Source organism: Novosphingobium sp. ES2-1 (assembly GCF_015169775.1).
Classification (GTDB): Bacteria; Pseudomonadota; Alphaproteobacteria; order Sphingomonadales; family Sphingomonadaceae; genus Novosphingobium; species Novosphingobium subterraneum.
The window spans coordinates 2,890,259-2,915,856 of sequence record NZ_CP063445.1; the positions used below are offsets into that span (position 1 = coordinate 2,890,259).

The window sequence follows — 25,598 nt, forward strand, 5'->3', positions numbered from 1 at the left end:
TTCTAGGGCACCAGCACGGTATCGCGCGCAACGGCGTCTGTCTGGGGATAATCCAGCGTGTAATGCAGGCCCCGGCTTTCGTGCCTCGCCCTAGCCGAGCGGACGATAAGTTCGGCGCTCTGCAACAGGTTGCGCAACTCGATAAGGTCTGTGGTCACGCGGAAGTGCCCGTAATAGTCGTTGACCTCACCGCTGAGCATCTGGATGCGATGGGCCGCGCGTTCAAGCCGCTTGTTGGTGCGCACGATGCCGACATAGTTCCACATGAACCGGCGGATTTCGGTCCAGTTCTGCTTGATCACGACTTCCTCGTCAGAATCGGTCACGCGGCTTTCGTCCCACGCGCGCACTTCGGGAGGTGCGTCGAAGCTGTCGCGCCGGCGCAGGATATCGCGCGCGGCGGCATCGCCGAACACGAAGCATTCCAGCAGGGAGTTCGAAGCCAGGCGATTGGCCCCATGCAAGCCGCTTTCGGTGCACTCGCCCGCAGCGTAGAGGCCCGGCAGATCCGTCCGCCCGTCAAGATCGATGAGAATGCCGCCGCAGGTGTAATGCTGGGCCGGCACGACCGGAATGGGGCTGGTTGTCATGTCGATGCCCAGCCCCATTAGCTTTTCGTAGATGTTAGGGAAGTGTTCGCGAACGAAATCAGCTGGCATGTGGCTGATATCGAGATGGACGTAATCCAGGCCGAACTTCTTGATCTCGGCGTCGATCGCGCGTGCCACGACATCGCGGGGTGCAAGTTCGAGCCGTTCGGCGTCATAGAACTCCATGAAGCGCTTGCCCGTCCGCGGGTTCACAAGGCGACCACCCTCGCCACGCACCGCTTCGGTGATGAGGAAGTTCTTGACCTCGAGGTTGTAGAGACAGGTGGGATGGAACTGCATCATTTCCATGTTGGAAACACGCGCCCCGGCCCGCCACGCCATGGCGATGCCATCGCCGGTCGCACCGCGTGGGGCTGTGCTGAACTGGTAGACGCGCCCTGCGCCACCGGTTGCCAGGATCGTTGCACTGGCCGTATGCGCCTCGACCTTCCCGCTGGCCTCATCGAGCGCATAGACGCCCCAGACCCGGCCGGAGCCCGAGTAACGGGCCGCTTCGTGCCGCCCGGTTATCAGGTCGATGCACGTCCGCCCAGGCAAGAGCGTGATATTCGAATGCGCCCGCGCAGCATCGAGCAATGCCTTCTGCACGGCGGCACCGGTCGCGTCGTCGACATGGACGATGCGGCGGTGCGAATGGCCGCCCTCGCGTGTCAAGTGCAAGGCGCCTTGTGCCGCGTTGAAAGGCACGCCGAGTTCAACAAGGCGCCGGATCGCGGCTGGTGCATTCTCGACGACGAACTCGACCGTCTCGCGACGATTGAGACCGGCTCCAGCGATCATCGTGTCGCGAATGTGGTCCTCGAACGTGTCGCCTTCATCGAGAACCGCTGCGATGCCGCCCTGCGCCCAGTTCGTGGACCCGCCGTCCAGCGATCCCTTCGCCAGCACCAGCACGCGGCAAGTCTCGGCAAGAACCAGGGCGGCCGTCAATCCCGCGGCACCTGAACCGACCACCAGCACGTCGTGAATGGTCTGGGCTGGCGCGTTGTCGTCTGCTGCTGCATTGCCGCTCAAGCGGTTAACTCCCAATCTTGCCTCGGCCTTGCCGTAACGGCTCATGCCACGATGCGAAAGTGCGCCTGACGCTGGTTCCGGACAAGTGTAACCGGCTTTTAATGCCGTTAACCATGTTGGTCACTTGCTTCGCAGGTGCAGCATGATAGGTATTCTCACGTAAAGCCCTCGCGCAGATTGACCGCACATGCTTGAGACCAAGTTCCTTTGCATGCTCAATCGCCATCGCCCCAAGCGCTCAGCCGTGGAATGGGACGGCCGGACGTTCGTCGGCACTTGCCGGAACTGCAATGCGCCGATTCGCAGGCTGGAACGCGGAGGTTGGCGCGCCACCAAGGATGTCGAATCGACCTAGTCGGCCCGGACAGCGCATCACGCTGTTTCTTTTGGCATGCTGGTCAAGCTGACGAACACGTCTTCCAGATCCGCTTCTCGAGTCGAAACGTCTACGATCGCGTAACCCTGCCCCTGCACAAGGGACATGACTTCGCCGGCGGTCGTGCGATCCTTGTCGTAATTGATCTCTAACTGACGCTCGCCACACAGGTGACTCTTGAGAAACGCTGGATGCTGCGGCGCAGCATCGAGATCACGATCCAGCGTGAGCACGACAATCTTTTCCCGCGCCATGTCGACAAGTTCGCGCGTCGGCTTGTTGGCGATCAGCTTGCCATGATTAATGATCGCGATGCGATCGCAAAGCTCTTCGGCCTCCTCGAGGTAGTGAGTCGTCAGCACTACGGTCACACCGTCGCGATTGAGTTCGCCGACCAGTTCCCACAGCTGGCGACGCAGTTCGACGTCGACGCCAGCCGTTGGCTCATCGAGCACCAGCACGGGCGGCGCGTGGACCATCGCCTTGGCGATAAGCAGGCGCCGCTTCATACCGCCGGACAGCGATCGCGCATAAGCGTCCGCCTTGTCGGCCAGGTGGACCGCGCGGAGAAGTTCCATGGTGCGCCGCATCGTCTTGGGCACGCCGTAGAGTCCGGCCTGGTTGTCGAGCACTTCGGCCGGCGTGAAGAAGGGATCGAATACGATTTCCTGAGGCACGATCCCGATCGAGGCTTTGGCATTGCGCACATCGTGATCGATGTCATGCCCCCAGATCTCGACGCTGCCCGACGTCTTCATTACCAACCCGGCCAATGTATTGATCAAGGTTGACTTGCCGGCGCCGTTCGGCCCGAGGAGTCCGAAAATCTGGCCTTGCGGCACGTCGAAGCTGACCCCGTCCAGCGCCAGCTTGCCGGGCGCCTTGCCCGTCGGCGCATAGCGTTTCACCAGATCGCGAATGCGGATTGCGGGGGGAGTTTCATTGGTGCTTGCCATGGCCGCTGCCTGCACCAGCGCCAGCGAAAACGCAATTGTCTGAAGCCCGCCGATTTGCTAGCCGCAGCCCATGATTCAGGCACCCGAAACCGTTTACACCGACCATCATCGCGTAAAGTGCGACGGCGCGTCCGACATTCGCGGCGGCGTTGCCCTTGGCCATCCGCGCGTCTGGCTCGAGATCGACGAGAAGGGCTATGTCGAGTGCGGCTATTGCGACAAGCGCTTCGTCCTCAAGGGCGGCCCAGCGGATAACGCCCAAGCCGCTTAAGCAGCTTCGCTCTATGGCCTTTGTGTCTTGAGCGCCTATATCGGTCGGCATGACCGATCTCGACACCCGCTCGCTGCTCTATCGCTCTGGCCTTCTGTCGCCTGAAGAGGCGCAAAACCTCACCGCGAATGCGCTGAAATCCTGCGACGACGGCGAACTCTATCTCCAGTTCATCGCCAGTGAGAGCTTCGGTTTCGATGACGGTCGCCTGAAGACGGCAGACTATTCGCGCGATGCCGGCTTCGGCTTGCGCGGCGTCTCCGGCGAGATGACCGGTTTCGCCCACGCCAACGAAATTTCGGCGGCTGCCATTGCCCGTGCCGGCGAGACGCTGAATCTGCTCGATCCGGCGAAGGGCCAACCTGCCCCGCCGCCCCGCAACAACAACCGCCACCTCTACACCGAAGCCTCGCCGCTCGATGCCGTTCCGTTCGAGGCCAAGGTCAAGCTGCTGGAAACCATCGATGCGGCGGCCCGGGCTCGCGATCCTCGCGTGGCGCAGGTTTCGGCGTCGCTTTCGGGTTCGTGGTCGGTGGTGGAAATCGTCCGCGCCGATGGATTCGTCGCCCATGACGTCCGCCCGCTGGTCCGCCTGAACGTCTCGATCGTCGCGGAACAGAACGGCCGCCGTGAAACGGGTTCGTTCGGCATCGGCGGCCGTCGCCTTTACGACGATCTGTTCTCGGCAGAAACGTGGAATCGCGCGATCGACGAAGCGCTGAACCAGGCGCTGGTCAATCTCGAATCGGTGGCCGCGCCGGCGGGTGAAATGACCGTGCTGCTCGGCCCCGGCTGGCCCGGCGTGCTGCTGCACGAAGCGGTCGGCCATGGTCTCGAAGGTGATTTCAACCGCAAGGGCACCAGCGCCTTCTCTGGTCGGATCGGCGAACGCGTCGCTGCGCGAGGCGTTACCGTGATCGACGATGGCACCCTGCTCGGCGTCAATGGCCAGGGCCGTCGCGGCTCGCTTTCGATTGACGACGAAGGCACGCCGACTCAGGAGAACATCCTGATCGAGGACGGCATCCTCAAGGGCTACATCCAGGACCGGCTCAACGCCCGCCTGATGGGCGTGGCCCCTACCGGCAACGGTCGCCGCGAAAGCTTCGCCCATGCCCCGATGCCGCGCATGACCAATACCTTCATGCGCGGCGGCAATGATGATCCGGCCGAACTGCTTTCCCGCGTGAAAAATGGCATCTTCGCCAAGTCCTTTGGCGGCGGACAGGTCGACATCACGAGCGGCAAGTTCGTGTTCTCGTGCACCGAGGCCTACCGAATCGAGAACGGCAAGCTCGGCGCACCGATCAAGGGTGCGACGTTGATCGGCGACGGGCCGACCTGCCTCACCAAGGTCATCGGCATCGGCAACGATCTTGCGCTCGATGAAGGTGTCGGCGTTTGCGGCAAGGGCGGGCAGAGCGTTCCGGCAGGCGTTGGGCAGCCAACCTTGCTGGTCGAAGGCCTCACCGTCGGCGGCACGGCCTGATCGAAGGATTGCTGGCGCTGCGGCGTTATGTGGTCAGCGCGGGTTAAGCCGTTTCGCGCTAACGGTCGGGGACCGAATCGAAAGGGAAGTGCCAGATGATCAATACCGCCAGCAAATTCGCTGCGGCACTGGCCGCCGGATCGCTGCTTCTTGCCGGAGCCGCTGCCGATGCCAAGCCTCGTCTAACCCCGGAACAGGAACTCGCCAAGGCGCTCGAAGGGCGCGTGGCGGGCAAGCCGCAAGACTGCCTGTATCTGCCGCGCGTCGTCAATACGCGGATCTATGACAAGACGGCCATCGTCTACGATACTGGCAGCACCATCTGGGTGAACCGTCCCGATTCTGGCGCAAGCTCGCTGTCCGACAACGACATCATGGTTACGACACCGTTCGGAGCACAGTTGTGCAGTGTCGATATCGTGCGGATGGTCGATCGCAACGTCGGCTTCTGGCGCGGATCGGTCGGTCTCGGCAAGTTCGTGCCCTACACGAAGGTGAAGGCTGAAAAGACCGGCTGACCGGGTTGGAATTGGCAGCGCCATGGCGCTAAAGGCGGAGCATGACGCTCCGCCTTGCCAACACTGCAGATGCGCCCGCCGTTGCCGATCTCGGCCGCCGCGCCTTCATTGCCAAGTTCGGCGACCTTTACAGCCCCGAAAACCTCTCACGCTTCCTTGAGGAATCACATTCGGAAGCGACGGTTTTGTCGCAGCTGGCAGATCTAGAGATGAAGATTGCGGTGATCGAGGACAAGGGCGTTCTGACCAGCTTCTGCAAGATCGTCCGCAAGAGTTCGCTTCCGCAGAAGACACCAGCAAGCTCACCGATGGAACTCAAGCAGCTCTACACCGACCCTGACCTGATCGGGCGTGGCCACGGTGCGCGGCTGATGGACTGGGCCCTGGCCGAAGCGCGGGCCTGGGGCGCGGACGAGATGCAGCTTTCGGTCTATGCTCACAATCCCGATGCGCAGCGCTTCTACCGGCGCTATGGCCTCGACAAGGTGGCCGACATCGAATTCTGGGTGGGTGACCACTGCGATCCCGAATTCATGTTTGCCGGGCCGGTTTAGACGCCTTCCGGACCGGCTCCTTAATCCCTATAGAGTGCCCATGTCCTCGATCCGTCCCTGGCGCGATATCGCGCGTCGCAAGAGCCGCCAGATCATGGTCGGCAGTGTTCCCGTTGGCGGGGACGCTCCGATCACCGTGCAAACGATGACCAACACCCTGACGTCCGATGCCGTGGCCACGATCGACCAGATCCGCCGCTGCGAGGATGCCGGTGCCGACATCATCCGCGTCTCGTGCCCGGACGTCGAAAGCACCACGGCGCTGCGCCAGATCACCAAAGCCGCCCGCGTCCCGATCGTTGCGGATATCCACTTTCACTACAAGCGCGCGCTTGAAGCTGCCGATGCTGGCGCTGCCTGCCTGCGCATCAATCCCGGAAACATCGGCAGCAACGACCGCGTGGCGGAAGTGGTCCGGGCCGCCAAGGCCAATGGCTGCGCGATCCGTATCGGCGTCAACGCCGGCAGCCTCGAGAAGGACCTGCTGGAAAAGTACGGCGAGCCCTGCCCCGAGGCCCTCGTCGAAAGCGCGCTCGATCATATCAAGCTGCTGCAGGACCACGATTTTCACGAATACAAGGTGGCGGTGAAGGCCTCTGACGTATTCCTCGCGGTCGCTGCCTACATGGGACTTGCCGAAGCGGTCGATTGCCCGCTGCACCTTGGCATAACCGAGGCTGGCGGGTTGATCGGCGGCACTGTCAAGTCCTCGATCGGCATCGGCAACTTGCTCTGGGCCGGCATCGGCGATACCTTGCGCGTCTCGCTCTCGGCCGAACCGGAAGAGGAAGTCCGCGTCGGCTTCGAGATCCTCAAGAGCCTCGGCCTGCGCACGCGCGGTGTCCGCGTGGTCTCGTGCCCATCCTGTGCGCGTCAGGGCTTTGACGTGATCCGCACGGTAGAGGCGCTGGAGAGCCGCCTTTCCCACATCAAGACGCCGATCTCGCTGTCAGTGCTCGGCTGCGTCGTGAACGGCCCCGGCGAAGCGCGCGAGACCGATATCGGCCTCACCGGCGGCGGCAACGGCAAGCACATGGTCTACCTCTCGGGCGTGACCGACCACACTATCCAGTCCGAAGAGATGCTGGACCACATTGTATCGCTGGTAGAGAAGAAAGCCGCCGAGATCGAAGCGGCGACGACCGACGCGGGGAACGTCACCGAAGCGGCTGAATGACCCGTCAGTGCCCTGCGGCGGGTTTGTAGATGTCTATGTAGTCGGTGAGTTCATCGCACCATTCGAAGGTGCGCAAGCGCCAATATGGGCGATTCTGCGTCACGGCAAAGCGCCAGTCTTCGCGGGTCGCCTCGCATCTGCGGCCCGCGTCGGGCGTGTCTGTAATGCGGATCGTGCCTGAAAAGACGAAGTAATCTGCGCCGATCTCCGTCACACGGCCATCGAGCCACAGGCGGCCGGGGCCATTCGACGAAGCCTGACTTGCTGTGAGCCTTATCACCCCGGCATCGTCCCGCGCATTGGCAGTGCCGCGCGTATTCCAGTTGATCCATTGCAAGGTCACGCCGGAATTACGCAGCAACTGATCCGCCGCAACCCGATCAAGGATCCGCGTAACGGCTGCCGAAGGCGTCGGAACTGGCGGCGTTGAAGCTTGCGATGCGGGAGCGGGTAGCGAAGCCGTCGGCCTCCCACCGTCGGGCGAACAGCCGGCAAGCGCCAGAAGCACTGGTACCGAGGCAAGCGCGGCGCGGATCATGGTGTTCATGCCTTTCGCAATTCTGCGGGGCTGGCAAGGTTCCTGGCGAATCGCTAGTCGTCGTTCATGACCATCTCCATCCGCGCGGCGACCCATGCCGATACACCCCTGATCGCCGAACTCATCCGCGCTCTCGCCGAGTATGAAAAGCTGGCGGACGAGGTCCGCTTCGACGAGGCGGTGCTGGCAGCCAAGCTCTTCGGCCCGCGCCCTTATGCCGAAGTCGTCATCGGAGAGCTGGATGGCGAGCCGCAAGGGTTTGCCTTGTTCTTCCACAATTTCTCGACGTTCGAAGGCAAGCCGGGGATCTACCTCGAAGACCTGTTCGTGCAACCTGAGGCCCGCGGCTCCGGCCTCGGCAAGGCGCTGCTCTCGCATCTGGCCGCCTTGGCGGTCGAGCGGGACTGCGCGCGTCTGGAATGGTCGGTGCTCGACTGGAACGAGCCGGCGATCGGTTTCTACAAGTCGCTCGGCGCCAGGTTCATGGACGAATGGACGGTCATGCGCGTGGACGGAGAAGCCCTGAGCCAGCTGGGAAGCCAGTTCGCGGCACAGCCTGGCTCAGATGCTGGAAATCCGGTCGCAAATGCATAGAATGCTCGCCGTTCACGCTTGATAAGGCGAAAGCGTGTTACGGGACCGGACATGACAGACAAAGTCGACAGGCGAACGGTACTGGCAGGCGCTGCGGCAAGCGCCGTCGCTGCCGTGTTCCCGCCGCGCGTGGCGGCAGCAACCTACTATCCCAACCAGCAGCACCGCGAAGTCCTGCGCATTGCCGCCGAGCAGGTGGAGAAGCACCGCGCGTCGCTGTGGCGGACCGATATCGTCGGCATTGCGGACTTTGCTATGCCCTCGTCCTTGCCCCGCTTCCACTTTGCCAATCTGGAACGCGGCGAAGTCAGGTCTTTCCTCGTCGCGCACGGCCGCGGTTCCGACCCTGAGCACGATGGCTTCCTGAAGACCTTTTCCAACGAAGTCGGCAGCCTTGCCACCTCGCGTGGCGCCTACGTCACCTGGGAGTGGTACAAGGGCAAGTACGGAACCTCGATTCGCCTGGGCGGCCTGGAACCGGACAACTCCAACGTGCTTGACCGCGCAATCGTGCTGCATTCCGCGTGGTACGCCAATCCCGCAATGCTCGAGAAGTGGGGCAAGCTGGGCCGCTCTGACGGCTGCTTCGCCATGAGCGAGGCGGACTTCAACGAAGCCTTGTGGCACCTTTCCGGCGGGCGCCTGCTCTACGCCGACAGGTTGGGCCTGGGTTGAATACCGGATCGGGGACGAGGGACGCGCCGCCCCTTCGTCCTGCTCGTCAAGTGCCAGCCAAAACACCGGTCGCAATGGTAGGGATGCAGGACAAGCTCGCTTGCCTGCGCAGCAACAGCCGCTTCATCCGCGCCACCGAACCGCCGCTTGCGCTGGCAGATGCTGAACCTTGTCCTCGGCACTGTCGAATTACAGCGGATTGTCGAGCTTGATCACTTCCTCGTTGCTCTTGCGCTGCGTGGTATGCTGCTGGCGCGGCTGGGCAAAACTCGCCAGCACCGGCGCGTCTCGGTTATAGATGTCGGGGAATGACCGCAGCATGCCGTTCACGTCGCGCGCCACGGTGAAATAGGTCAGATAGACCGGGAAAGTCTTGGTCATAGGCACCTTGGTGTAGACCTTCGAAGTATGCGCGGCGACAGCATCGTCCGGCGTCATGCTCGCGCCGAGGATCGCCATCGTCATGGCCAGCTCCGTCGCCCGTTCGACGCGCACGCAGCCGTGGCTCAGCGCGCGCGCTGTCAGATTGAACAGGTTCCGGTTCGGCGTATCATGCAGGAAGATCGCATGCTCGTTGGGCATATCCAGCTTCATGCGGCCCAGCGAATTGTTGTCTCCGGGCTGCTGGACGACATAGATCGTGCCATCAGCCGCCTTGGTCACCTTGTAGCCTTCGCGCTCGGCCTGCCTGGGATTGTTCACCAGACGTGCTCCCAGCCCTTCGCCGACGACGATCGACTGCGGCACGGTCCAAGTCGGGTTGAAGATGACGCCTTCGACCGTCTCGGCAAGCTGGGGCGTCGCAGTCTTGCCGGGCTTGCCGACGATGACCTTATAGGTGCTGATGATCTTGTTCTTGACCGTCAGGCGCAGCATCTGCTCGGGCACATTGGTCAGCAGGTACTGCGAACCGAGATCGCGGGCGAGCCAGCGCCAGCGGTCCATGTTCGCCCGAATCAGCGCCGCCTGCTTCTGGGTCTGCGCCTTGGGCAAAGCCGCCTTCAGCGCAGCGTAGTCCGGCACCGTCGGCAGGAGGGCCATCAGCGCGCCCTTGACATCATGTTTGTCGAGCGCTTCGGCGAGGATCAACGAGGTTGGATTGACGTCCTGATCGGGATCAACCGCGAACCACTGCACGCGCGCCGTCATCGGCGTGCGGCCATCGCGCAGGTCCTCGGCCAGCCATGTGAAGAGCTTCGTCGCCGTTTCATCGAGCTCCGGACCTTCGCCCTTCACGATTGCCGCAGACAACGCTTCCGGCCGGTAGTCTTTGGGGAACAGCCCTTCTGCTCCGATCCCCTTTATTGCTGCCAGTAGGGCCTGAGCATCCGCTTGTGTCCAATGCGGCGCAGCAACGGGCGCCGACGGGGCCGCGGTTACGACCGGAGCTGCGACGGTTGGCGCGACCACTGGCGGCTTGGCTTGCTTGGTCAGGTCGATCGGACCGGATGCTGGCGCCGTCTGGGCAACAAGCGGCTGTGCCGCGAACGTCAGCGCCACAAGGGCCACGCCAAACTTGCCCGAGGTCCCGATACCGAATTTCGCAAGCTTCACGTTCCGCACTTCCCTGTTCAATTGCGCCGTCGCGGGCGGCCGCACCACCGCCAATGTCCTGCCCCAAGGCCACTGGACTATCAAGCGGGGGACTATCAAGTATCGCGCCTGTCTGGAGCCTGAATCGCGCCCGGCGGCCAGATGATCGTTTCAAATCGCAACCAGTTTGCCTATGGCCTGAGCGATGAACGCTCATCGCCCGCTACCGCTCCCTGTCCTTGCCACGATGCTCGGGCTTGCGTTGTTCTCGGTGATGGACGGGGTGATGAAGGCCGCTTCACTGGCAATCGGCGCCTATGCTGCGATGTGCTGGCGAGGCCTTGCCGGATCGTTGCTGACGTTTCCGCTGTGGCTCTGGCGCGGGCAGGGCTGGCCTGCCTGGACCGTGCTCAAGGTACACCTCCTGCGCGGGTCGGTTGCCTCTGTCATGGCAACGCTGTTCTTCTATGGCATCGTGCGGCTTCCACTGGCAGAGGGCATTGCGCTGTCCTTCATCGCGCCGCTGATCGCGCTCTATCTCGCTGCAATCATGCTGGGAGAGAAGGTAAGGCCCGCAGCCATAGGCGGCTCGCTTCTGGCGCTTGCAGGGGTGGTCGTCATTGCTGGCGGCAAGTTCGATGGCCCCTCGGACGCCGAAGCCATGAAGGGGCTTGTCGCAACACTGGTGTCCGCGGTGCTCTACGCATGGAATCTGGTCCTGCAGCGTCAACAGGCGCTTCTCGCCAAGCCCGAGGAAGTGGCCTTCTTCCAGGCTCTCGTCCAGTTCGGCTTTCTGGGTATGGGAGCATGGTGGTTCGCGCCATTTCCCACTGGTGAGGTCTGGTGGCTGATCGTCGGGTCGGCGATCCTGTCTGCCGCATCGATCATGCTTTTGAGCTGGGCTTATGGCCGAGCAGAAGCGCAGTTTCTGGTGCCCCTGGAATATACGGCGTTCATCTGGGCTGCGATTGTCGGATGGATCGCCTTCTCGGAACAGGTGACAGTGCCTATGCTCGCCGGGGTCACTCTGATTGTCGCAGGGTGCCTCTATGCCACCAGAAAGCCCCCGGCCGAGGCGATCGCGCACACCTGAAGCGGGCGCAATGCTGGCCGTTCTTGCAATTGCAAATCAATAAGTGTTCCTCCAGGATAAATCGCGCTGCACATGCGAGATTTGCGCCCCTCTCGCCCTTGACGTGCCCGCGCTTTGCGCGCATCGCCCTCTCGCTTTCAGGCCGTAACTCGCCGCGCCGCCACGGGCCTTTGGTCCAAGAGCGATTCCCCGCGTGGCACCGTACAGCAACGGCCGCGACAGGAGGGAAGACGCACAGCCATGACCCAGGTCGGACAGGATACGCTCGGCACCCGCAGCACGATGAACGTGGGCGGCAAGGACTATGCCTATTATTCGCTCAAGAAGGCTTCGGAGAAGTTCGGCGACGTTTCGCGCCTGCCCTTCTCGATGAAGGTCCTTCTCGAAAACCTTCTCCGCTTCGAGGATGGCGGCTTTACCGTCTCCACCGATGACGTGAAGGCAATCGTCGACTGGCAGAAGAGCCCCACCGAATCGAACAGCGAGATCCAGTACCGCCCCGCGCGCGTGCTGCTGCAGGATTTCACCGGCGTGCCCTGCGTGGTCGACCTTGCCGCGATGCGCGATGCCATCGCCACGCTCGGCGGTGACACCAGCAAGATCAACCCGCTGGTGCCGGTCAACCTCGTCATCGACCACTCGGTCATGGTGGACGAATTCGGCCACCCCAAGGCCTTCGAAGAGAACATGGAAATCGAATACCAGCGCAACATGGAGCGCTACGATTTCCTCAAGTGGGGTTCGAAGAGCCTCAACAACTTCTACGCCGTGCCTCCCGGCACCGGGATCTGCCACCAGGTCAACCTCGAGAACATCGCCCAGACCGTGTGGACCTCGACCGACCAGAACGGCGTCACGGTTGCCTACCCTGATACCTGCGTCGGCACCGACAGCCACACCACCATGGTCAACGGCCTCGGCGTGCTCGGCTGGGGCGTGGGCGGTATCGAGGCAGAAGCCGCGATGCTCGGCCAGCCGGTCTCGATGCTCATCCCCGAAGTCGTGGGCTTCAAGTTCACCGGCGAGCTCAAGGAAGGCGTCACCGCGACCGACCTCGTACTGACCTGCACCAACATGCTGCGCAAGCATGGCGTGGTCGGCCGCTTCGTCGAATACTACGGCCCCGGCCTTGCCGCCCTGTCGCTGGCTGATCGCGCGACGCTCGCGAACATGGCTCCGGAATACGGCGCCACCTGCGGCTTCTTCGGCATTGACGACAAGACGCTCGACTACATGCGCCTGACCGGCCGCGAGGAAGCGCAGATCGCGCTCGTCGAAGCCTATGCCAAGGAGCAGGGCTTCTGGATCGATCCTGCCGTCGAGCCAATCTTCTCCTCGACCCTCGAACTCGACCTCGGCACCGTCGTGCCCTCGCTCGCCGGCCCCAAGCGTCCGCAGGACCGCGTGTCGCTTCCCGAAGTCGACGACGTGTTCAATGCCGACATGGCCAACACCTACAAGAAGACCCCGGCCCGCGTCCCCGTCGAAGGCAAGGACTTCGACATCGGCGACGGTGACGTGACCATCGCCGCGATCACTTCGTGCACCAACACCTCGAATCCGGGCGTGCTGGTGGCTGCCGGTCTCGTCGCCAAGAAGGCCAACGAACTCGGCCTCAAGCCCAAGCCCTGGGTCAAGACCTCGCTGGCACCCGGCTCGCAGGTGGTCACTGACTACCTCAACAAGGCTGGCCTGCAGGAACACCTCGACGCGGTTGGCTTCAACCTCGTCGGCTATGGCTGCACCACCTGCATAGGCAACTCGGGCCCGCTCGCCGAGCCGATCAGCAAGGCGATCAACGACAACGGCCTGGTTGCCGCTGCCGTGATCTCTGGCAACCGCAACTTCGAAGGCCGCGTGAGCCCCGACGTGCGCGCCAACTTCCTCGCCTCGCCGCCGCTGGTTGTTGCCTATGCGCTCAAGGGCACCGTGGTCGAAGACTTCACCACCACCCCGATCGGCAAGAGCAAGGACGGCGTTGATGTCTATCTCAAGGACATCTGGCCCTCGAACAGCGAAGTCGCCACCACCATGGCCGGCTGCATGGACCGCGCCATGTTCCAGGCGCGCTATGCCGACGTCTACAAGGGCGATGCCCACTGGCAGGCGATCAACGTTACCGGTTCGGAAACCTACTCGTGGCGCGCCGGGTCGACCTATGTCGCCAATCCGCCGTACTTCGAAGGCATGTCGATGACGCCGGCTCCGGTCAGCGACATCATCGAGGCCAAGCCGCTGCTGATCCTTGGCGATTCGATCACCACCGACCACATCTCGCCGGCCGGTTCGATCAAGGCTGACAGCCCCGCCGGCCAGTGGCTGATGGAGCATCAGGTCTCGAAGGCGGACTTCAACTCCTACGGCGCGCGCCGTGGCCACCACGAAGTCATGATGCGCGGCACTTTCGCCAACATCCGCATCAAGAACGAAATGGTCCCCGGCGTCGAAGGCGGCTTCTCGCGCTATGGCGACGAGGTCGGCTCGGTCTACGACGTGGCCATGAAGCACAAGGCCGCCGGAACGCCGACCGTGGTCATCGCGGGCAAGGAATACGGCACTGGCTCCAGCCGTGACTGGGCGGCCAAGGGCACCAACCTGCTCGGCGTTCGCGCCGTGATCGTCGAAAGCTTCGAGCGCATCCACCGCTCGAACCTCGTCGGCATGGGCGTGCTGCCGCTGCAGTTCAAGGAAGGCCAGAACCGCCACTCGCTGGCGCTCTCGGGCGACGACACCTTCACCATCAAGGGCGTTGCCAACCTGCAGCCGCGCCAGGACGTGGAAGTCGAAGTGACGCGCAAGGACGGCACCAAGCTGACCTTCACGGCGCTGTGCCGCATCGATACCGCCAACGAAGTCGAGTACTTCATGAACGGTGGCATCCTGCACTACGTGCTGCGCAAGCTCGCCTCGTAAGCAGCGGCTTCAGGCCAGACAGAAAGGGCGCGGGGACTTCGGTCCTCGCGCCCTTTTCTTTGCCTTCAGGAGGCGTTCAGGCAGGCACGCCGCAGCCTTTGCACTCGGGGTCCCGCGCAATGCGCATCGTGCGCAGCGAGGGCTTCAGGCCGTCCATGACGTGCAATTGCCCCCACTGGGGATCGCCGAGCGCCGATACGCCCTCGAGCAGCACCCGCATCGCCGCCATCGCGCCAAACGCACCGACCATGCCGACCATCGCGCCCAGCACGCCAAGATCGGCGCAGCTATCGCAATCCTCGGCATCGAAGGCATCGCCAACGAAACAGCGGTAGCAGGCATGGTCCTCTCGATGACCGGCAAAGTTCGCCACCTGCCCCTGGAACCGCCCGAGCGCAGCACTGGTCAGCGGCACACCCGCCTTGACGCAGGCGTCCGAAACGGCAAGCCGCGTGGCGAAGTTGTCGCAGCCGTCGAGCACCACATCCGCCCCGGTGATCAGGCTTTCAGCGTTGTCGCGATTGATGCGCAGGACATGCACCGAAACCTCCAGCGCTGGATCGAAGGCCTTGACCCACGCTGCTGCCGCCTCGGCCTTGGCCTTGCCGATGTCGGCTTCGGTATAGATGGTCTGCCGCTGCAGGTTGCTCGCCTCGACCACGTCGTCATCCACCAGCGTCAAGCGGCCAACTCCTGCTCCCGCGAGGTACTGCAGCGCAGGCGAGCCAATGCCGCCCATGCCGATCAGCACGGCATGGCTCTGCGCCAGTTTCGCCTGCCCCATCGCACCCACTTCGGGCAGGACGATATGGCGGGCGAAGCGGTCTAAGCGGTCTGGCGTCATGCGACGCAATTAGGGAAGAAGAAGGGGAAATGCGAGGGTCATCACCCTCGCATTTCCCCTTCTCTTAGTCCTCCAGCTGCCGCAGCAGCGTGCGCACGTCGCCGTCCATGTCGGCGTCGCGGGTGCGCAGTTCCTCGATCAGGCGCACGGCGTGGATCACGGTCGAGTGATCGCGTCCGCCGAACTTGCGGCCGATCTCCGGGTAGGAGCGGGGCGTCAGCACCTTGGCGAGATACATCGCAACCTGGCGCGGACGCACCACGGCACGGGCACGACGCTTCGAGGCCATTTCCGTGCGGTCGACGCGGTAGAACTGGCAGACCGTGCGCTGGATCTCGTCGATGGTGATGCGACGGCGGTTGGCCGAGAGGATGTCGGTCAGCTGCTCTTCGGCGAGCTGCAGCGAAACCGGCTGCCCGGTGAGCTGTGCATAGGCGATCAGCTTGTTGAGGCCACCAACAAGCTCGCGCACGTTGCGGTTGATGGTGCGAGCGAGGAACTCTATCACGTCCGCCGGCACTTGCGTGTTGCCGAACCGGCCCAGGCGATGCTCGAGAATCTTGCGGCGCAGTTCGATGTCGGCCGGCTGGATGTCCGCCACCAGACCCATGGACAGGCGCGAGAGCAGGCGCTGCTCGACGCCGTCCAGCGCTTGGGGCGCACGGTCAGCGGCGACGACGAGGCGCTTGCCTGCGCTCATCAGCGCATCGATCGTGTGGAGGAATTCCTCCTGCGTGCTAGCCTTACCGATGATGAACTGGATGTCGTCCACCAGCAGCATGTCGAAGCCGCGCAGACGGGCCTTGAACTCGATCATCTCGTTCGAGCGCATGGCCTGGACGAATTCGATCATGAACCGCTCTGCCGAGCAGTAGAAGATGCGCGCGCCCGGCTTGTTGGCGGCAAAGGCGTGGCCGATGGCGTGGAGCAGGTGGGTCTTGCCCTGTCCGGTCGAGCCCTTGAGGTAGAGCGGCGAGAACTGCGGGGTCTCGACCGCGGCCATGCGCTGCGCCGCGTTGACCGCCAGCACGTTGGCGGAGCCGGAGACGAACTCGGCGAAAGTCAGCGAAGGGTCGAGACCGGACAGCGCCGAATTGAGCATCGCCGGAGCAGCGTGAACCGGAGCGCGCGGCGCGATCGGCGCTTCGCCACCGACACGCAGCTCCGGCATCGAGCGGCGGCGCGGGTGGACGGTGATGCGCACCTGGCGCACTTCAGAGCGTGCGATCTTCCAGGCAAGGCTGAGGCGATCGGCGAACCGATCGGCCACCCAGTTCGCGGAGAATTCGGTCGGCAGGAACAGGTCGAGCGTGCCGGTTTCCTTGCAGAACGAACCGAGCTGGATTGGCTTGATCCACTGCGCGTGGAGTTGCGGCCCAAGGTCCTTCTTCAGACCCTGGCTAATGTCGGCCCAGTCTGCTGCCAGATCCAGCGCTTCCTGGTCCTCGATCATTGTGCTGTCACGTCCCTTCTTGCCCGTCATGCTACGCTCGCCTTCGCCCTTGGCAGTGGTCGCCATGGCGCTGACCGCGCTTCCCCCTGCGAAATCGTCTACTTTCACGCTTCGCTGCCTCGACTGAATTGGCCCGCGCGCTTCCCCGGCACGCAGACACAAAATGCCCCTGCTCTGCCGCACAAGGCGCAGCAGACCCTGTTCGATGAAATTTCAAGTGACACCAAGTGGCAGTGATTCCCGCCCCCGGTCCGCATTGTCTATTGGGGTTCGCCCCCTTCGCGCAAGCGGGCAGGGAGCAAAAAAACTGAAATAAATGCCCTTGACTCGCCCTAACCCGCAGAGATGCATCAAATAGCTGAAAACTAAGGCTTTTTACTTATGCAGTCATGCACGGTCATGCGAATCGCGTAGATTCCGTGACTTGTTGCGACTGCACAATGTAACAATGCGGAAGACTGCGGATCAGTAGGCACACAAATGAAAATGGCCGGCGAAATCATCGCCGACCATGTTCTTTATTTGTGCCGTTCTGGAAAAATGTCCGCCGCTTCGAGCAGCGAATCATCCTGCCAAAGTCAGAGCGCGGCGACGCGCTTCGACAGGCGCGACATCTTGCGCGCGACGGTGTTCTTGTGGAGCACGCCACGGGCAACGCCACGCGCCAGCTCGGGCTGGGCTTCCTTCAGCGCCGCAGCAGCAGCCGTCTTGTCGCCGCCAGCCAGTGCAGTCTCGACCTTCTTCACGAAGGTGCGGATGCGCGAAAGGCGGTTGCCGTTGATTTCGGCGCGACGTTCATTGCGACGGATACGCTTGCGGGCTTGCGGCGTGTTGGCCATGGTCTTCCTGTTTCTCGTGCCTTGGCGGGCGCCAGGAGCGACCGCGTGAATCTCATCCAGTGGCGGGATGTCCCGCCGGAAAGCGCGCCCCATAACTGTGGACACCCGAATCGTCAACAGATTCGGCGCATCTCCACCCTCAGGCCGTCACGCGGCTTCGGGATCGGCCAGGCCTGCCACAGCGGCTCGGCACCGGCGACCATCCGCACCTCGAATCGCGTGAGGATGTGATTGGCCAGAAGCTTGACCTGCATATAGGCAAAATGCAGCCCCAGGCACATGTGCGCGCCGCCGCCGAACGGCACCCAGGCATACTTGTGCCGCGCCGCCACCTTGTCCGCGGTAAAGCGCATGGGATCGAAGATCTCGGGCGATTCCCAGTGAGCCGGATCGGCATGAACCGCTGCCGGACTGATCCCGATCGGGGTCCCGGCCGGAATGTCATAGCCGCCGAAGCGGAAGTCCCGCAGCGCCCGGCGCGGCATGTTCGGCACCGGCGGCATGAAGCGCAGCGCTTCCTTGAAGGCCATCTCGGTCAGTTCCATCCGCCCAAGGTCCTCGTAGGCCAAGGGCAGGCCATCCCCTCCCATCACCGCGCGCGCCTCGGCCCGCAGGCGGTCCTGCCACCCGGGGTTCCTGGCCAGCTGCCAGAACAGCACCGTTGCTGAAGAGGTGATCGTGTCGTGCGCCGCCATCATCAGGAAGATCATGTGATCGACCACCACGTCCTCCGGCAGCAACGAGCCGTCGTCTCGGGTCGCGAGCGCGAACTGGCTGAACATGTCCTGCCCCGGATTGGCCCGACGCTCGCGCACCAGCCGCCCGAAGTAGTCGACCATCAGCCGTCGCCCGGCCACGCCCTTGCCCATCTTGGTGAAGGGCAGCGGCTTGCGCACCACGCCGACCGAGGCCTGCACCATGTCGACGAAGGCCTTGTTCAGCCGGTCTGCCTCAGGCCCCAGCGGCAGGCCGAGGAAGCTCGATGCCGCCGTGTCCAGCGTGAGCGCCTTGATCGCGTCGTAGAAGCGCATCGAGCCATTCCCAGTGCTCTTGGCCCACTGCTCCATCGCCGAGGCAATCCCGGTATTCAGTACCCCGCAATAGGCCCGCATCGGCTCGGGCTTGAACGCGATCGACAAGGCCCGCCGGTCAACCCGGTGTGCCTCGAAATCCATCAGCATCAGCCCGCGCGGGAACAGCAGGTTCAGCACCGGCCCCCAACCCTGCTCGTTCGAGAACAGCTTGTCGCGATCGAACAGCACCAGTTCGTTGGCATCGGCCCCGATCAGGTTGACCCCGCGCCGACCGAAGCTGCGCGTGCGGAAAACCGGGCCGTAAGCTTCGACCATGCGCTTCTGGAAGCCCATCGGATCGGCCAGTTGCTTCAGCGTGGTGCCGAGCACGGGCCAGCCGTCGTCGCCAGGAATATGGTCAAGCTTGTGATCGCCGCCCAGCCGTACCCAGTGCGGATTGGCGCGTTCTGTATGCAGGTTAGCAGCAGCCTCGGGTGCGATGCTGGCCATGGTGTCTCCCGGCGTTCTGGTTTAACCGGTCAATTAACACGCCTGTCAGCAGCGGCCAAGAGCCTTATTCGATCCAGCCCGCCAGTTCGCGCCGTGCCATCGTCTCCAGCAGGTCCATGCCGGCCTGCCCGGCGTTGAGGCACTCGAGCGCGGCGAAGTGCGTACCGCCCGCCGCCTCGAAGTCTTCCTTGCCGCGAATCGCCAGCTCTTCCAGCGTCTCCAGACAGTCCGCCGAAAAGCCCGGCGCGGCGATGACCACGCGCTTCGTTCCCTTCTCGGCCTCAACCGCCAGCACGGCATCGGTCGCAGGCTCGAGCCACTTGGCCCGCCCGAAGCGTGATTGGAACGTCGTGACCAGCCGCAAGCCAGGATGGCTCTGCGCGAACCGCTCCGACAGCAGGCGCGAAGTCTTCTGGCAGTGGCAGTGGTAGGGGTCGCCAAGGTAGAGCGTGCGCTCGGGCATGCCGTGATAGCTCAGCAGCAACAGTTCCGGCGCAAAGTCCAGCGCGGCCATCTGCCGCGTCATGTCGGCATGAAGCGCACCTATATAGGTCGGATCATCGTGATAGGGCGGTAACGTGCGCAGCGCGGGCAGACGGCGACGCAGCTTGATCCAGTCGGCCAGGGCGTCCAGCGCCGATGCGGTCGTCGCGCCCGAATAGTGCGGATAGAGCGGGGCCACCAGAATGCGCTCGCACCCCGCTGCCACCAGCGCGTCGAGCTCCTTGGCCATCGACGGCGACTGATAGCGCATCGCATGGCGCACGATCGCCGCATCGCCCAGACGTTCCTGCAGCGCACCGGCCTGCGCCTTGGTGATCGCAGCCAGCGGCGAGCCGTCCTCGCTCCACACCTGCGAATAGGCATGTGCCGACTTCTTCGGCCGCGTGTTGAGGATGATGCCGCGCAGGATCGGCTGCCAGATCAGCCTGGGGATCTCCACCACGCGCGGATCGGACAGGAACTCCTTGAGGTAGCGCTTGACCGAATCGACATCGGGCGCGTCGGGCGTGCCGAGGTTGACGACAAGCACGCCGACCTTGCCGGTAAGCACATTGGGGTGATCGGCAGGACGTTCCATTGCAATCCTTGGGAAGAGGCTCAAAGGCCTTCGGAAATCAGGGGCAGGCGGCGGAAGCGCACGCCCGTGGCGGAGAACAGGGCATTGGCAATGGCAGGAGCCACCGCGACCATGCCCAGCTCGCCAGGGTCGAACGGGTCTTCGTTGCTGTCGGCAAAGGCAATATCAACCTTGGGGCAATCGGCAAGCAGGGGTAGCCCCAATTGCGAGAGTCTGCCCGCCAAGGGCCGCCCCCTGGCATAGCCGCTCGCCCCGCCGACCGCGTGGGCAAGGCCGAACATCAACCCGCCTTCAATCTGTTGCCGGGCAAGGCTCACGTTGACGATGCGCCCGATGTCGACATACGCACTCAAGCGGTCCACCCGCACGACGCCGGCTTCGCTGCGCGCGGTGGCGACGACCGCGATCAGTCCCTTGCGCACGGCCCCACCGCCCGTGGCCAGTTCCATCTGGTGGCAGGCAATCCCCTGCCCCGAGGCCTCGATGCCTCCGCCCCATTGCGCCAGGCGTCCGGCACCTTGCAGGCAGGCCACCAGCCGCGGCTCACCCTCGAGCATGCCGACGCGGAACGACAGCGGTTCCTTGCCCGCCGCATGCGCCAGCTCGTCAACGAAGCTTTCGGTGAAGAACGCGGTATAGCCGTGCGCCTGCCCGCGGAAGCGCGCCGTTGGCTGGCGCAGCGCCAGCGGCACCTGCTCCACCGCCTTTTCCGGAATGCGATAGAGTGGCATCGCGCCTTCGCACGCCATCGGATCAACCCGATCCTGCAGCTCGAGCGCTTGGCTCACCCCCCAGCCATCAAGCAGACGCGCGCCGGATTCAACTGCTGTTGCCGGCACCGCAAGCCGCGCCCGCCAGCCGAGCACCTGCGTCTTATCCGGACTCAACGCCCCGTCGAGCTGCGCCGAAACCGGCGTGCGCGGGATGCCCGCCAACGATTCCTGCCAGCGCGAGTACGTCAGCTGCACCGGTTTGCCGATGACCTTGCAGATCGCCGCCACTTCTGCGGCGATGCGCACGTCGAGCCGTGCATCGAAACTGCCGCCGGCGTGCATCGGATAGACGATCACGTCCCGGCGCGAGAGACCTGCCGCCCGGGCCGCCGCACGTCTTGCCCGTTCCGGGGCCTGCGTCGCGATCCACAGCTCAAGCAACCCATGCCGCATCCGCGCCGTGGCGCTGACGGTCTCCAGCGGCGCATGGAACGCCGGTTCGACATCATAGCGCGCCGTAAGCGATGGTCTGGCGAGCAGCGCGTCGGGATCGCCCTCGGCCAGAAGCCGCTGCGGCTCTCCCTTGGTCAGCGCCTTGTCGAGCGCAACCAGCACTTTCTCGGCATCGGCAATCGGGCCGTCGGCCTTGAAGCGCGGCTCCATCGCCCGCACTGCCTTGTCGGCACTGAACCAGTCGGTTGCGACCGCTGCCAGCCAGCGCTTGGCATGGACCACGCCGACAAGGCCACGCACTGCCGCCGCCGCCTGCTTGTCATAGCTCGACAGCACGCTTGCCCCTTGCGGTCCATGCGCGATCGCCGCGTAGACCATCCCGGGAAGGCGAACGTCCCCGGCGAAGGTGAAGCTGCCATCGACCTTGGCAGGCAGGTCGAGCCGGGGATGGCTGGGCGGCGATCCTTCAGGAAACTGCCCTGGCTTCTCGCGCGGCGGCTCGGCGCGCAGCACGGGCACGTCCGGGGGATCGTAGTCCACTGCTGCATCAAGCAGTTCGGCAAACGACAGGCGCTTGTTCTGATGCGAAACGAAGCTGCCTCTCGTCTCGCACTCCTCCCAGCCGACGCCCCACTTGTCTGCCGCCGCCTGTGCCATCATCGCCCGCAGCGCCGCACCAGCCTCGCGCAAGGGCGTTTCGAAAGCCGCCAGCGCCGTGCCGTCGGCCGTGATCATCAACGGCCCGCGCTCGGCATGGAGCCGCGCCAGCATCCCGTCTGCGTCCTGTCCCAGCGAGGCAAAGGCGGGCATCCACAACGGTGCCCACTTTGCCGAAAGGACCGGATCGGCATAGGCGGGGCTGATCGGCGCGGCTTCCACCGCCACCTTGCGCCAGTCGGCTCCGGCCTCGTCCGCCACGATCTGCGCGACCAGCGTGGTAATTCCCTGCCCCATCTCGCAGAACGGCACGGCGACGGTGAGCACGCAGTCCTTTCCACCCTTGACCCTGCCGACCTTCAGGAAAGCATCGACGACATGCTCGCCCTTGCCCGCCTGTAGCGGCACGGGATGGCGGCGCGGGATCAGCGGGAAGGCGATGAGTAGGGCGCCGCCCACTCCCGCTCCCACCAGCATCCCTCGCCGCGTCAGGCGCATGAAGTTCAGCGCTTCCCGTCGAGCCAGGCGAGGACCGAGCGCGCAATCGACAGGAATGCCTCGGCCTGCGGGCTGTCACCTGCGGCAGGGGGATTGCCTGCATCGCTCTCGCGCCGGATCGCCATATCGAGCGGGACGCGACCGAGAAACGGCAGGCCCATCGTCTTTGCTGCCGCTTCTGCTCCGCCCACGCCGAACGGATCGCTCTCCTCGCCGCAATGGGGGCAGATGTAGCCGGCCATGTTCTCGACCATGCCGATGATCGGCACCTTGCCCTGCTCGAACAGGCCGATCGCGCGGGTCGCATCCATCAGCGCCAGGTCCTGCGGGGTAGAGACGATCACCGCACCGGCCGGCTTATGCTTCGAAAGCATGGTCAGTTGCACGTCGCCCGTGCCCGGCGGCAGGTCGACCACGATGATTTCGGTATCGCTCCAGTGCGCGTCGATCAGCTGGCCCAGCGCATTGCCCGCCATCGGCCCACGCCACGCGATTGCTTGCCCCGGCTGCACCAGATGTCCCATCGACAGCATCGGCACGCCATAGGGCGAGGGGATCGGATGGATCTTGTTGTCCTCGGCCTCCGGCTTGCGGCCTTCGGTAAGGAGCAGGCGCGGCTGCGATGGGCCATAGATGTCGGCATCGACCAGACCGACCTTGCGCCCGAGCCGGTGCAAGGCGACCGCCAGATTGGCCGACAGCGTCGACTTGCCGACGCCACCCTTGCCCGATCCCACCGCGATGATCACGCGCGACTTGCGCTCTGCCGTCATGCCAAGGCGCAAATCGCCAACGCCCGCTTTGCGCGCAGCGTCGCGCACCGCCATTTCCAGCTTGTCCCGATCGAGCCGCTCCAGCCCGCCGACTTCAAGCATGACAGTCGCAGCATTGCCCGCCACTTTCACCGTCTGCAGGCGGTCCCCTGCCACTTCCCCGAGCGCATTGCGCAGTGCCTGTTCGTCGATGCTCACGCCATTTCCCGTGTTCCGCTCCATCCCGGAGCTGTTCGTTCGGCCCTAGCAGATGAATTTTCGGGAATGGACACTGTTTTTCACGAGCAGGGTTCCTATAACCTAAGTCATGACAGACTTGGGCGGAATGATCGCGCGCTTTGGCCGGGAGACGGGCCTTTTCATGACAGGCAAGAAAAGCCCCTGGGGTTCGGGCGGCGGCAACGACGCGCCCACATCGAGCGCCGGGTCCTCCGGTGACGCTCCTGACACCACACCACCGCCGGCGGCGCCGGGTGCCGAAGGCCCGCGCAATCCCTGGCTCCCGCCGCAATCCGGCGATGGTCCGAAGGACAGCGGACGGCGTGGCCCGAACATCGAAGACATCTTCCGCAACCGCAAGGGTGGCGGCAACGGTGGCGGCGGCCGTGGCCCCAACATCCCGCGCCTGCCGCAGCGCCCCGATGGCAAGTCGTGGGCTCCGGTCGTGGTCGGCCTCATCGTGCTGGCATTCCTCGGCACCTCGATGGTCCACCTGATCGCCCCGCAGGAAAAGGGCGTGGTCACCACTTTCGGTTCCTATTCGCGCACGCTGGATTCCGGCACTGCGGTCACGCTTCCCTGGCCGATCCAGTCGGTCAAGGTCGAGGACGTGACCTCGATCCGCCGCGAATCGATCCCCGAGGGCGATGGCGAGAAGCTGATGCTCACCGCCGACCAGAACCTGGTTGACCTCACCTATCTCGTCCGCTGGAACATCAAGGACCTGAAGCTCTACATGTTCCAGCTGGCCGACCCTGACCAGACCGTGCGCGAAGTGGCCGAGGCCGCGATGCGCCAGTCCATCGCCGAGGTTAACCTCAACGACGTAATGGGATCCGGCCGCGCGCAGATCGAACTCAACGTGCGCGAGCGCATGCAGCGCGTGCTCGATGCCTATCGCTCGGGGGTCGTCATCCAGGGCGTCGACATCAAGAAGACCGATCCGCCGGCCAAGGTCGTCGATGCCTTCAAGGAAGTGCTCGCCGCCCAGCAGGACGCGCAGAGCGAGATCAACCGGGCGCAAGCCTGGGCGCAACAGCTCACAGCCCGCGCCGGCGGTGAAGCGACCGCGTTCGACAAGGTCTACGAGCAGTACAAGCTCGCCCCCGAAGTCACCCGTCGCCGCATGTACTACGAAACAATGGAGCGTGTGCTGAGCCAGACCGACAAGGTGATCGTCGAGACGCCCAATACCCAGGCCTACCTGCCTCTGCCCGAAATGAAGCGCAGCCAGAAGCCGCAGGAAGGGGGTCAGTAAGATGAGCGCGATCCAGACCTTTTGGGCCGAACGCAAGGCCATCGTCATCGCCGCAGGCGTTGCCCTGCTGGCGGCCGCCAGCTGCCTCACCGTGGTCGATGAGAAAACCCAGGCGGTGATCATCCGCCTCGGCCAGCCCAACCGCGTGGTCAACAGGTTCGAACCCAAGACCGATTTCGGCCAGACCGGCGCGGGTATCGTCCTGCGGATTCCGTTCATGGAAAAGGTGGTCAATGTCGACAAGCGGATCCTTGATCTCGACATGGAGCGCCAGCAGGTGCTCTCGGCCGACCAGCGCCGCCTCGAAGTGGACGCGTTTGCCCGCTTCCGCATCATCGATCCGGTGCGCATGGTACAGACCGCCGGGACGACCGAACGCGTCGCCGAACAGCTCCAGCCGATCCTCAACTCGGCTCTCCGTCAGGAACTCGGCAAGCGCACGTTCGGCTCGCTGCTCACTGCCGACCGTGGCCGCGCAATGGAGCAAATCCGCGAGGGGCTCGACCGCGAGGCGCGCGAGTATGGCGCACAGGTGATCGACGTGCGCATCAAGCGGGCCGACCTTCCCGAAGGCACCCCGCTCGAATCCGCGTTCACCCGGATGGCCACCGCGCGCCAGCAGGAAGCCGCCACGATACGCGCGCAAGGCCAGAAGCAGGCGCAGATCATCCGCGCCACGGCCGAAGCGACCGCGGCCAAGACCTATGCCGATGCCTTCAACAAGGACCCGGCGTTCTACGATTTCTACCGCGCGATGCAGAGCTACGACGCAACCTTTGCGCAGAAGGGATCAAGCACCTCGATCGTGCTTTCGCCCGACAACGAGTACCTCAAGCAGTTCAAGGGCAAGTAATCCCCAAGCTGAACGGTACGGAACATCGTCATTCAAAGTCCGTTCATCGCAAGGGGGGTGAATCGACTTTGGCACAAGTCAGCCGCGCCGCCCCCGGCGCATGATAGATAAAGAGGACCAGG

Annotated in this window: 22 protein-coding genes; 11 read left to right on the top strand and 11 right to left on the bottom strand. The window is 64.0% G+C overall.

Annotated features, from left to right (window positions below):
- Nucleotides 1–2 precede the first annotated feature (2 nt).
- Together nadB and IM701_RS14140 are read right to left on the bottom strand one after the other, a co-directional pair.
- Nucleotides 3–1,625, bottom strand: coding sequence for an L-aspartate oxidase (gene nadB, locus IM701_RS14135; protein WP_230487719.1), 1,623 nt, complete (start codon nt 1,623–1,625; stop codon nt 3–5).
- A 372-nt stretch (nt 1,626–1,997) separates the two neighbouring features.
- The gene (locus IM701_RS14140; RefSeq protein WP_193828462.1) at nt 1,998–2,957 is read right to left on the bottom strand and encodes an ABC transporter ATP-binding protein; all 960 of its coding nucleotides are present in this window, start codon (nt 2,955–2,957) and stop codon (nt 1,998–2,000) included.
- Nucleotides 2,958–3,027: 70 nt separating this feature from the next.
- On the opposite strand from IM701_RS14140, the gene IM701_RS14145 reads away from it, so the two are divergent.
- From IM701_RS14145 to ispG, 5 genes are all read left to right on the top strand, one after another.
- Nucleotides 3,028–3,228 carry a zinc-finger domain-containing protein gene (locus IM701_RS14145; protein WP_039333527.1) on the top strand — a complete coding sequence of 67 codons (201 nt, stop codon included), beginning with the start codon at nt 3,028–3,030 and terminating at the stop codon, nt 3,226–3,228.
- A gap of 49 nt (nt 3,229–3,277) precedes the next feature.
- A complete protein-coding gene (gene tldD, locus IM701_RS14150) occupies nt 3,278–4,717 on the top strand; it encodes a metalloprotease TldD (RefSeq protein ID WP_193827287.1) in 1,440 nt (479 codons plus the stop codon).
- Between the two features lie 95 nt (nt 4,718–4,812).
- A complete protein-coding gene (locus IM701_RS14155; protein ID WP_039333524.1) occupies nt 4,813–5,235 on the top strand; it encodes a hypothetical protein in 423 nt (140 codons plus the stop codon).
- A gap of 41 nt (nt 5,236–5,276) precedes the next feature.
- Nucleotides 5,277–5,789 carry a GNAT family N-acetyltransferase gene (locus tag IM701_RS14160; RefSeq protein ID WP_193827288.1) on the top strand — a complete coding sequence of 171 codons (513 nt, stop codon included), beginning with the start codon at nt 5,277–5,279 and terminating at the stop codon, nt 5,787–5,789.
- 40 nt (nt 5,790–5,829) lie between these two features.
- Nucleotides 5,830–6,966, top strand: coding sequence for a flavodoxin-dependent (E)-4-hydroxy-3-methylbut-2-enyl-diphosphate synthase (gene ispG / locus IM701_RS14165; RefSeq protein WP_193827289.1), 1,137 nt, complete (start codon nt 5,830–5,832; stop codon nt 6,964–6,966).
- Nucleotides 6,967–6,970: 4 nt separating this feature from the next.
- Here ispG and IM701_RS14170 read toward each other — a convergent pair whose 3' ends face one another.
- On the bottom strand, nt 6,971–7,513 hold the full coding sequence (locus IM701_RS14170) for a hypothetical protein (RefSeq protein WP_193827290.1): 543 nt from the start codon (nt 7,511–7,513) through the stop codon (nt 6,971–6,973).
- A gap of 57 nt (nt 7,514–7,570) precedes the next feature.
- Here IM701_RS14170 and IM701_RS14175 point away from each other — a divergent pair, with 57 nt between their 5' ends.
- Both IM701_RS14175 and IM701_RS14180 read left to right on the top strand, forming a co-directional pair.
- Nucleotides 7,571–8,098, top strand: coding sequence for a GNAT family N-acetyltransferase (locus IM701_RS14175; protein WP_193827291.1), 528 nt, complete (start codon nt 7,571–7,573; stop codon nt 8,096–8,098).
- 51 nt (nt 8,099–8,149) lie between these two features.
- Nucleotides 8,150–8,773, top strand: coding sequence for a murein L,D-transpeptidase catalytic domain-containing protein (locus IM701_RS14180; protein ID WP_039333517.1), 624 nt, complete (start codon nt 8,150–8,152; stop codon nt 8,771–8,773).
- A gap of 189 nt (nt 8,774–8,962) precedes the next feature.
- Here the strand turns inward: IM701_RS14180 and IM701_RS14185 are convergent, their stop codons facing one another.
- Nucleotides 8,963–10,273, bottom strand: coding sequence for a L,D-transpeptidase family protein (locus tag IM701_RS14185; RefSeq protein WP_370584365.1), 1,311 nt, complete (start codon nt 10,271–10,273; stop codon nt 8,963–8,965).
- 238 nt (nt 10,274–10,511) lie between these two features.
- Between IM701_RS14185 and IM701_RS14190 the strand changes: the two genes are divergently transcribed.
- Complete coding sequence (locus IM701_RS14190) at nt 10,512–11,399, top strand: DMT family transporter (protein ID WP_193827292.1); 888 nt, start codon at nt 10,512–10,514, stop codon at nt 11,397–11,399.
- Nucleotides 11,400–11,639: 240 nt separating this feature from the next.
- On the top strand, nt 11,640–14,312 hold the full coding sequence (acnA, locus tag IM701_RS14195) for an aconitate hydratase AcnA (RefSeq protein WP_039333512.1): 2,673 nt from the start codon (nt 11,640–11,642) through the stop codon (nt 14,310–14,312).
- A 76-nt stretch (nt 14,313–14,388) separates the two neighbouring features.
- Here the strand turns inward: acnA and IM701_RS14200 are convergent, their stop codons facing one another.
- The 7 genes from IM701_RS14200 to IM701_RS14230 form a co-directional block, all read right to left on the bottom strand.
- Entirely contained in the window at nt 14,389–15,156 is a 768-nt protein-coding gene (locus IM701_RS14200; protein WP_039333510.1) for a HesA/MoeB/ThiF family protein, read from the bottom strand.
- A 64-nt stretch (nt 15,157–15,220) separates the two neighbouring features.
- The gene (gene dnaA, locus IM701_RS14205) at nt 15,221–16,639 is read right to left on the bottom strand and encodes a chromosomal replication initiator protein DnaA (protein ID WP_370584366.1); all 1,419 of its coding nucleotides are present in this window, start codon (nt 16,637–16,639) and stop codon (nt 15,221–15,223) included.
- 548 nt (nt 16,640–17,187) lie between these two features.
- Complete coding sequence (gene rpsT, locus IM701_RS14210; protein WP_039333732.1) at nt 17,188–17,448, bottom strand: 30S ribosomal protein S20; 261 nt, start codon at nt 17,446–17,448, stop codon at nt 17,188–17,190.
- 113 nt (nt 17,449–17,561) lie between these two features.
- Nucleotides 17,562–18,971, bottom strand: a complete 1,410-nt coding sequence (locus IM701_RS14215; protein WP_193827293.1) for a cytochrome P450 — start codon at nt 18,969–18,971, stop codon at nt 17,562–17,564.
- 64 nt (nt 18,972–19,035) lie between these two features.
- Nucleotides 19,036–20,052: a ferrochelatase gene (gene hemH, locus IM701_RS14220; protein WP_156135744.1), complete on the bottom strand. Its 1,017-nt coding sequence runs from the start codon at nt 20,050–20,052 to the stop codon at nt 19,036–19,038.
- Between the two features lie 20 nt (nt 20,053–20,072).
- Nucleotides 20,073–22,373: a xanthine dehydrogenase family protein molybdopterin-binding subunit gene (locus IM701_RS14225; protein WP_193827294.1), complete on the bottom strand. Its 2,301-nt coding sequence runs from the start codon at nt 22,371–22,373 to the stop codon at nt 20,073–20,075.
- A gap of 5 nt (nt 22,374–22,378) precedes the next feature.
- Nucleotides 22,379–23,146, bottom strand: a complete 768-nt coding sequence (locus IM701_RS14230) for an Mrp/NBP35 family ATP-binding protein (RefSeq protein WP_230487866.1) — start codon at nt 23,144–23,146, stop codon at nt 22,379–22,381.
- Between the two features lie 361 nt (nt 23,147–23,507).
- Between IM701_RS14230 and hflK the strand changes: the two genes are divergently transcribed.
- Together hflK and hflC are read left to right on the top strand one after the other, a co-directional pair.
- Nucleotides 23,508–24,623: a protease modulator HflK gene (hflK, locus tag IM701_RS14235; RefSeq protein WP_039333728.1), complete on the top strand. Its 1,116-nt coding sequence runs from the start codon at nt 23,508–23,510 to the stop codon at nt 24,621–24,623.
- Nucleotide 24,624: 1 nt separating this feature from the next.
- Nucleotides 24,625–25,476: a protease modulator HflC gene (gene hflC, locus IM701_RS14240; RefSeq protein WP_193827295.1), complete on the top strand. Its 852-nt coding sequence runs from the start codon at nt 24,625–24,627 to the stop codon at nt 25,474–25,476.
- Nucleotides 25,477–25,598: the final 122 nt, after the last annotated feature.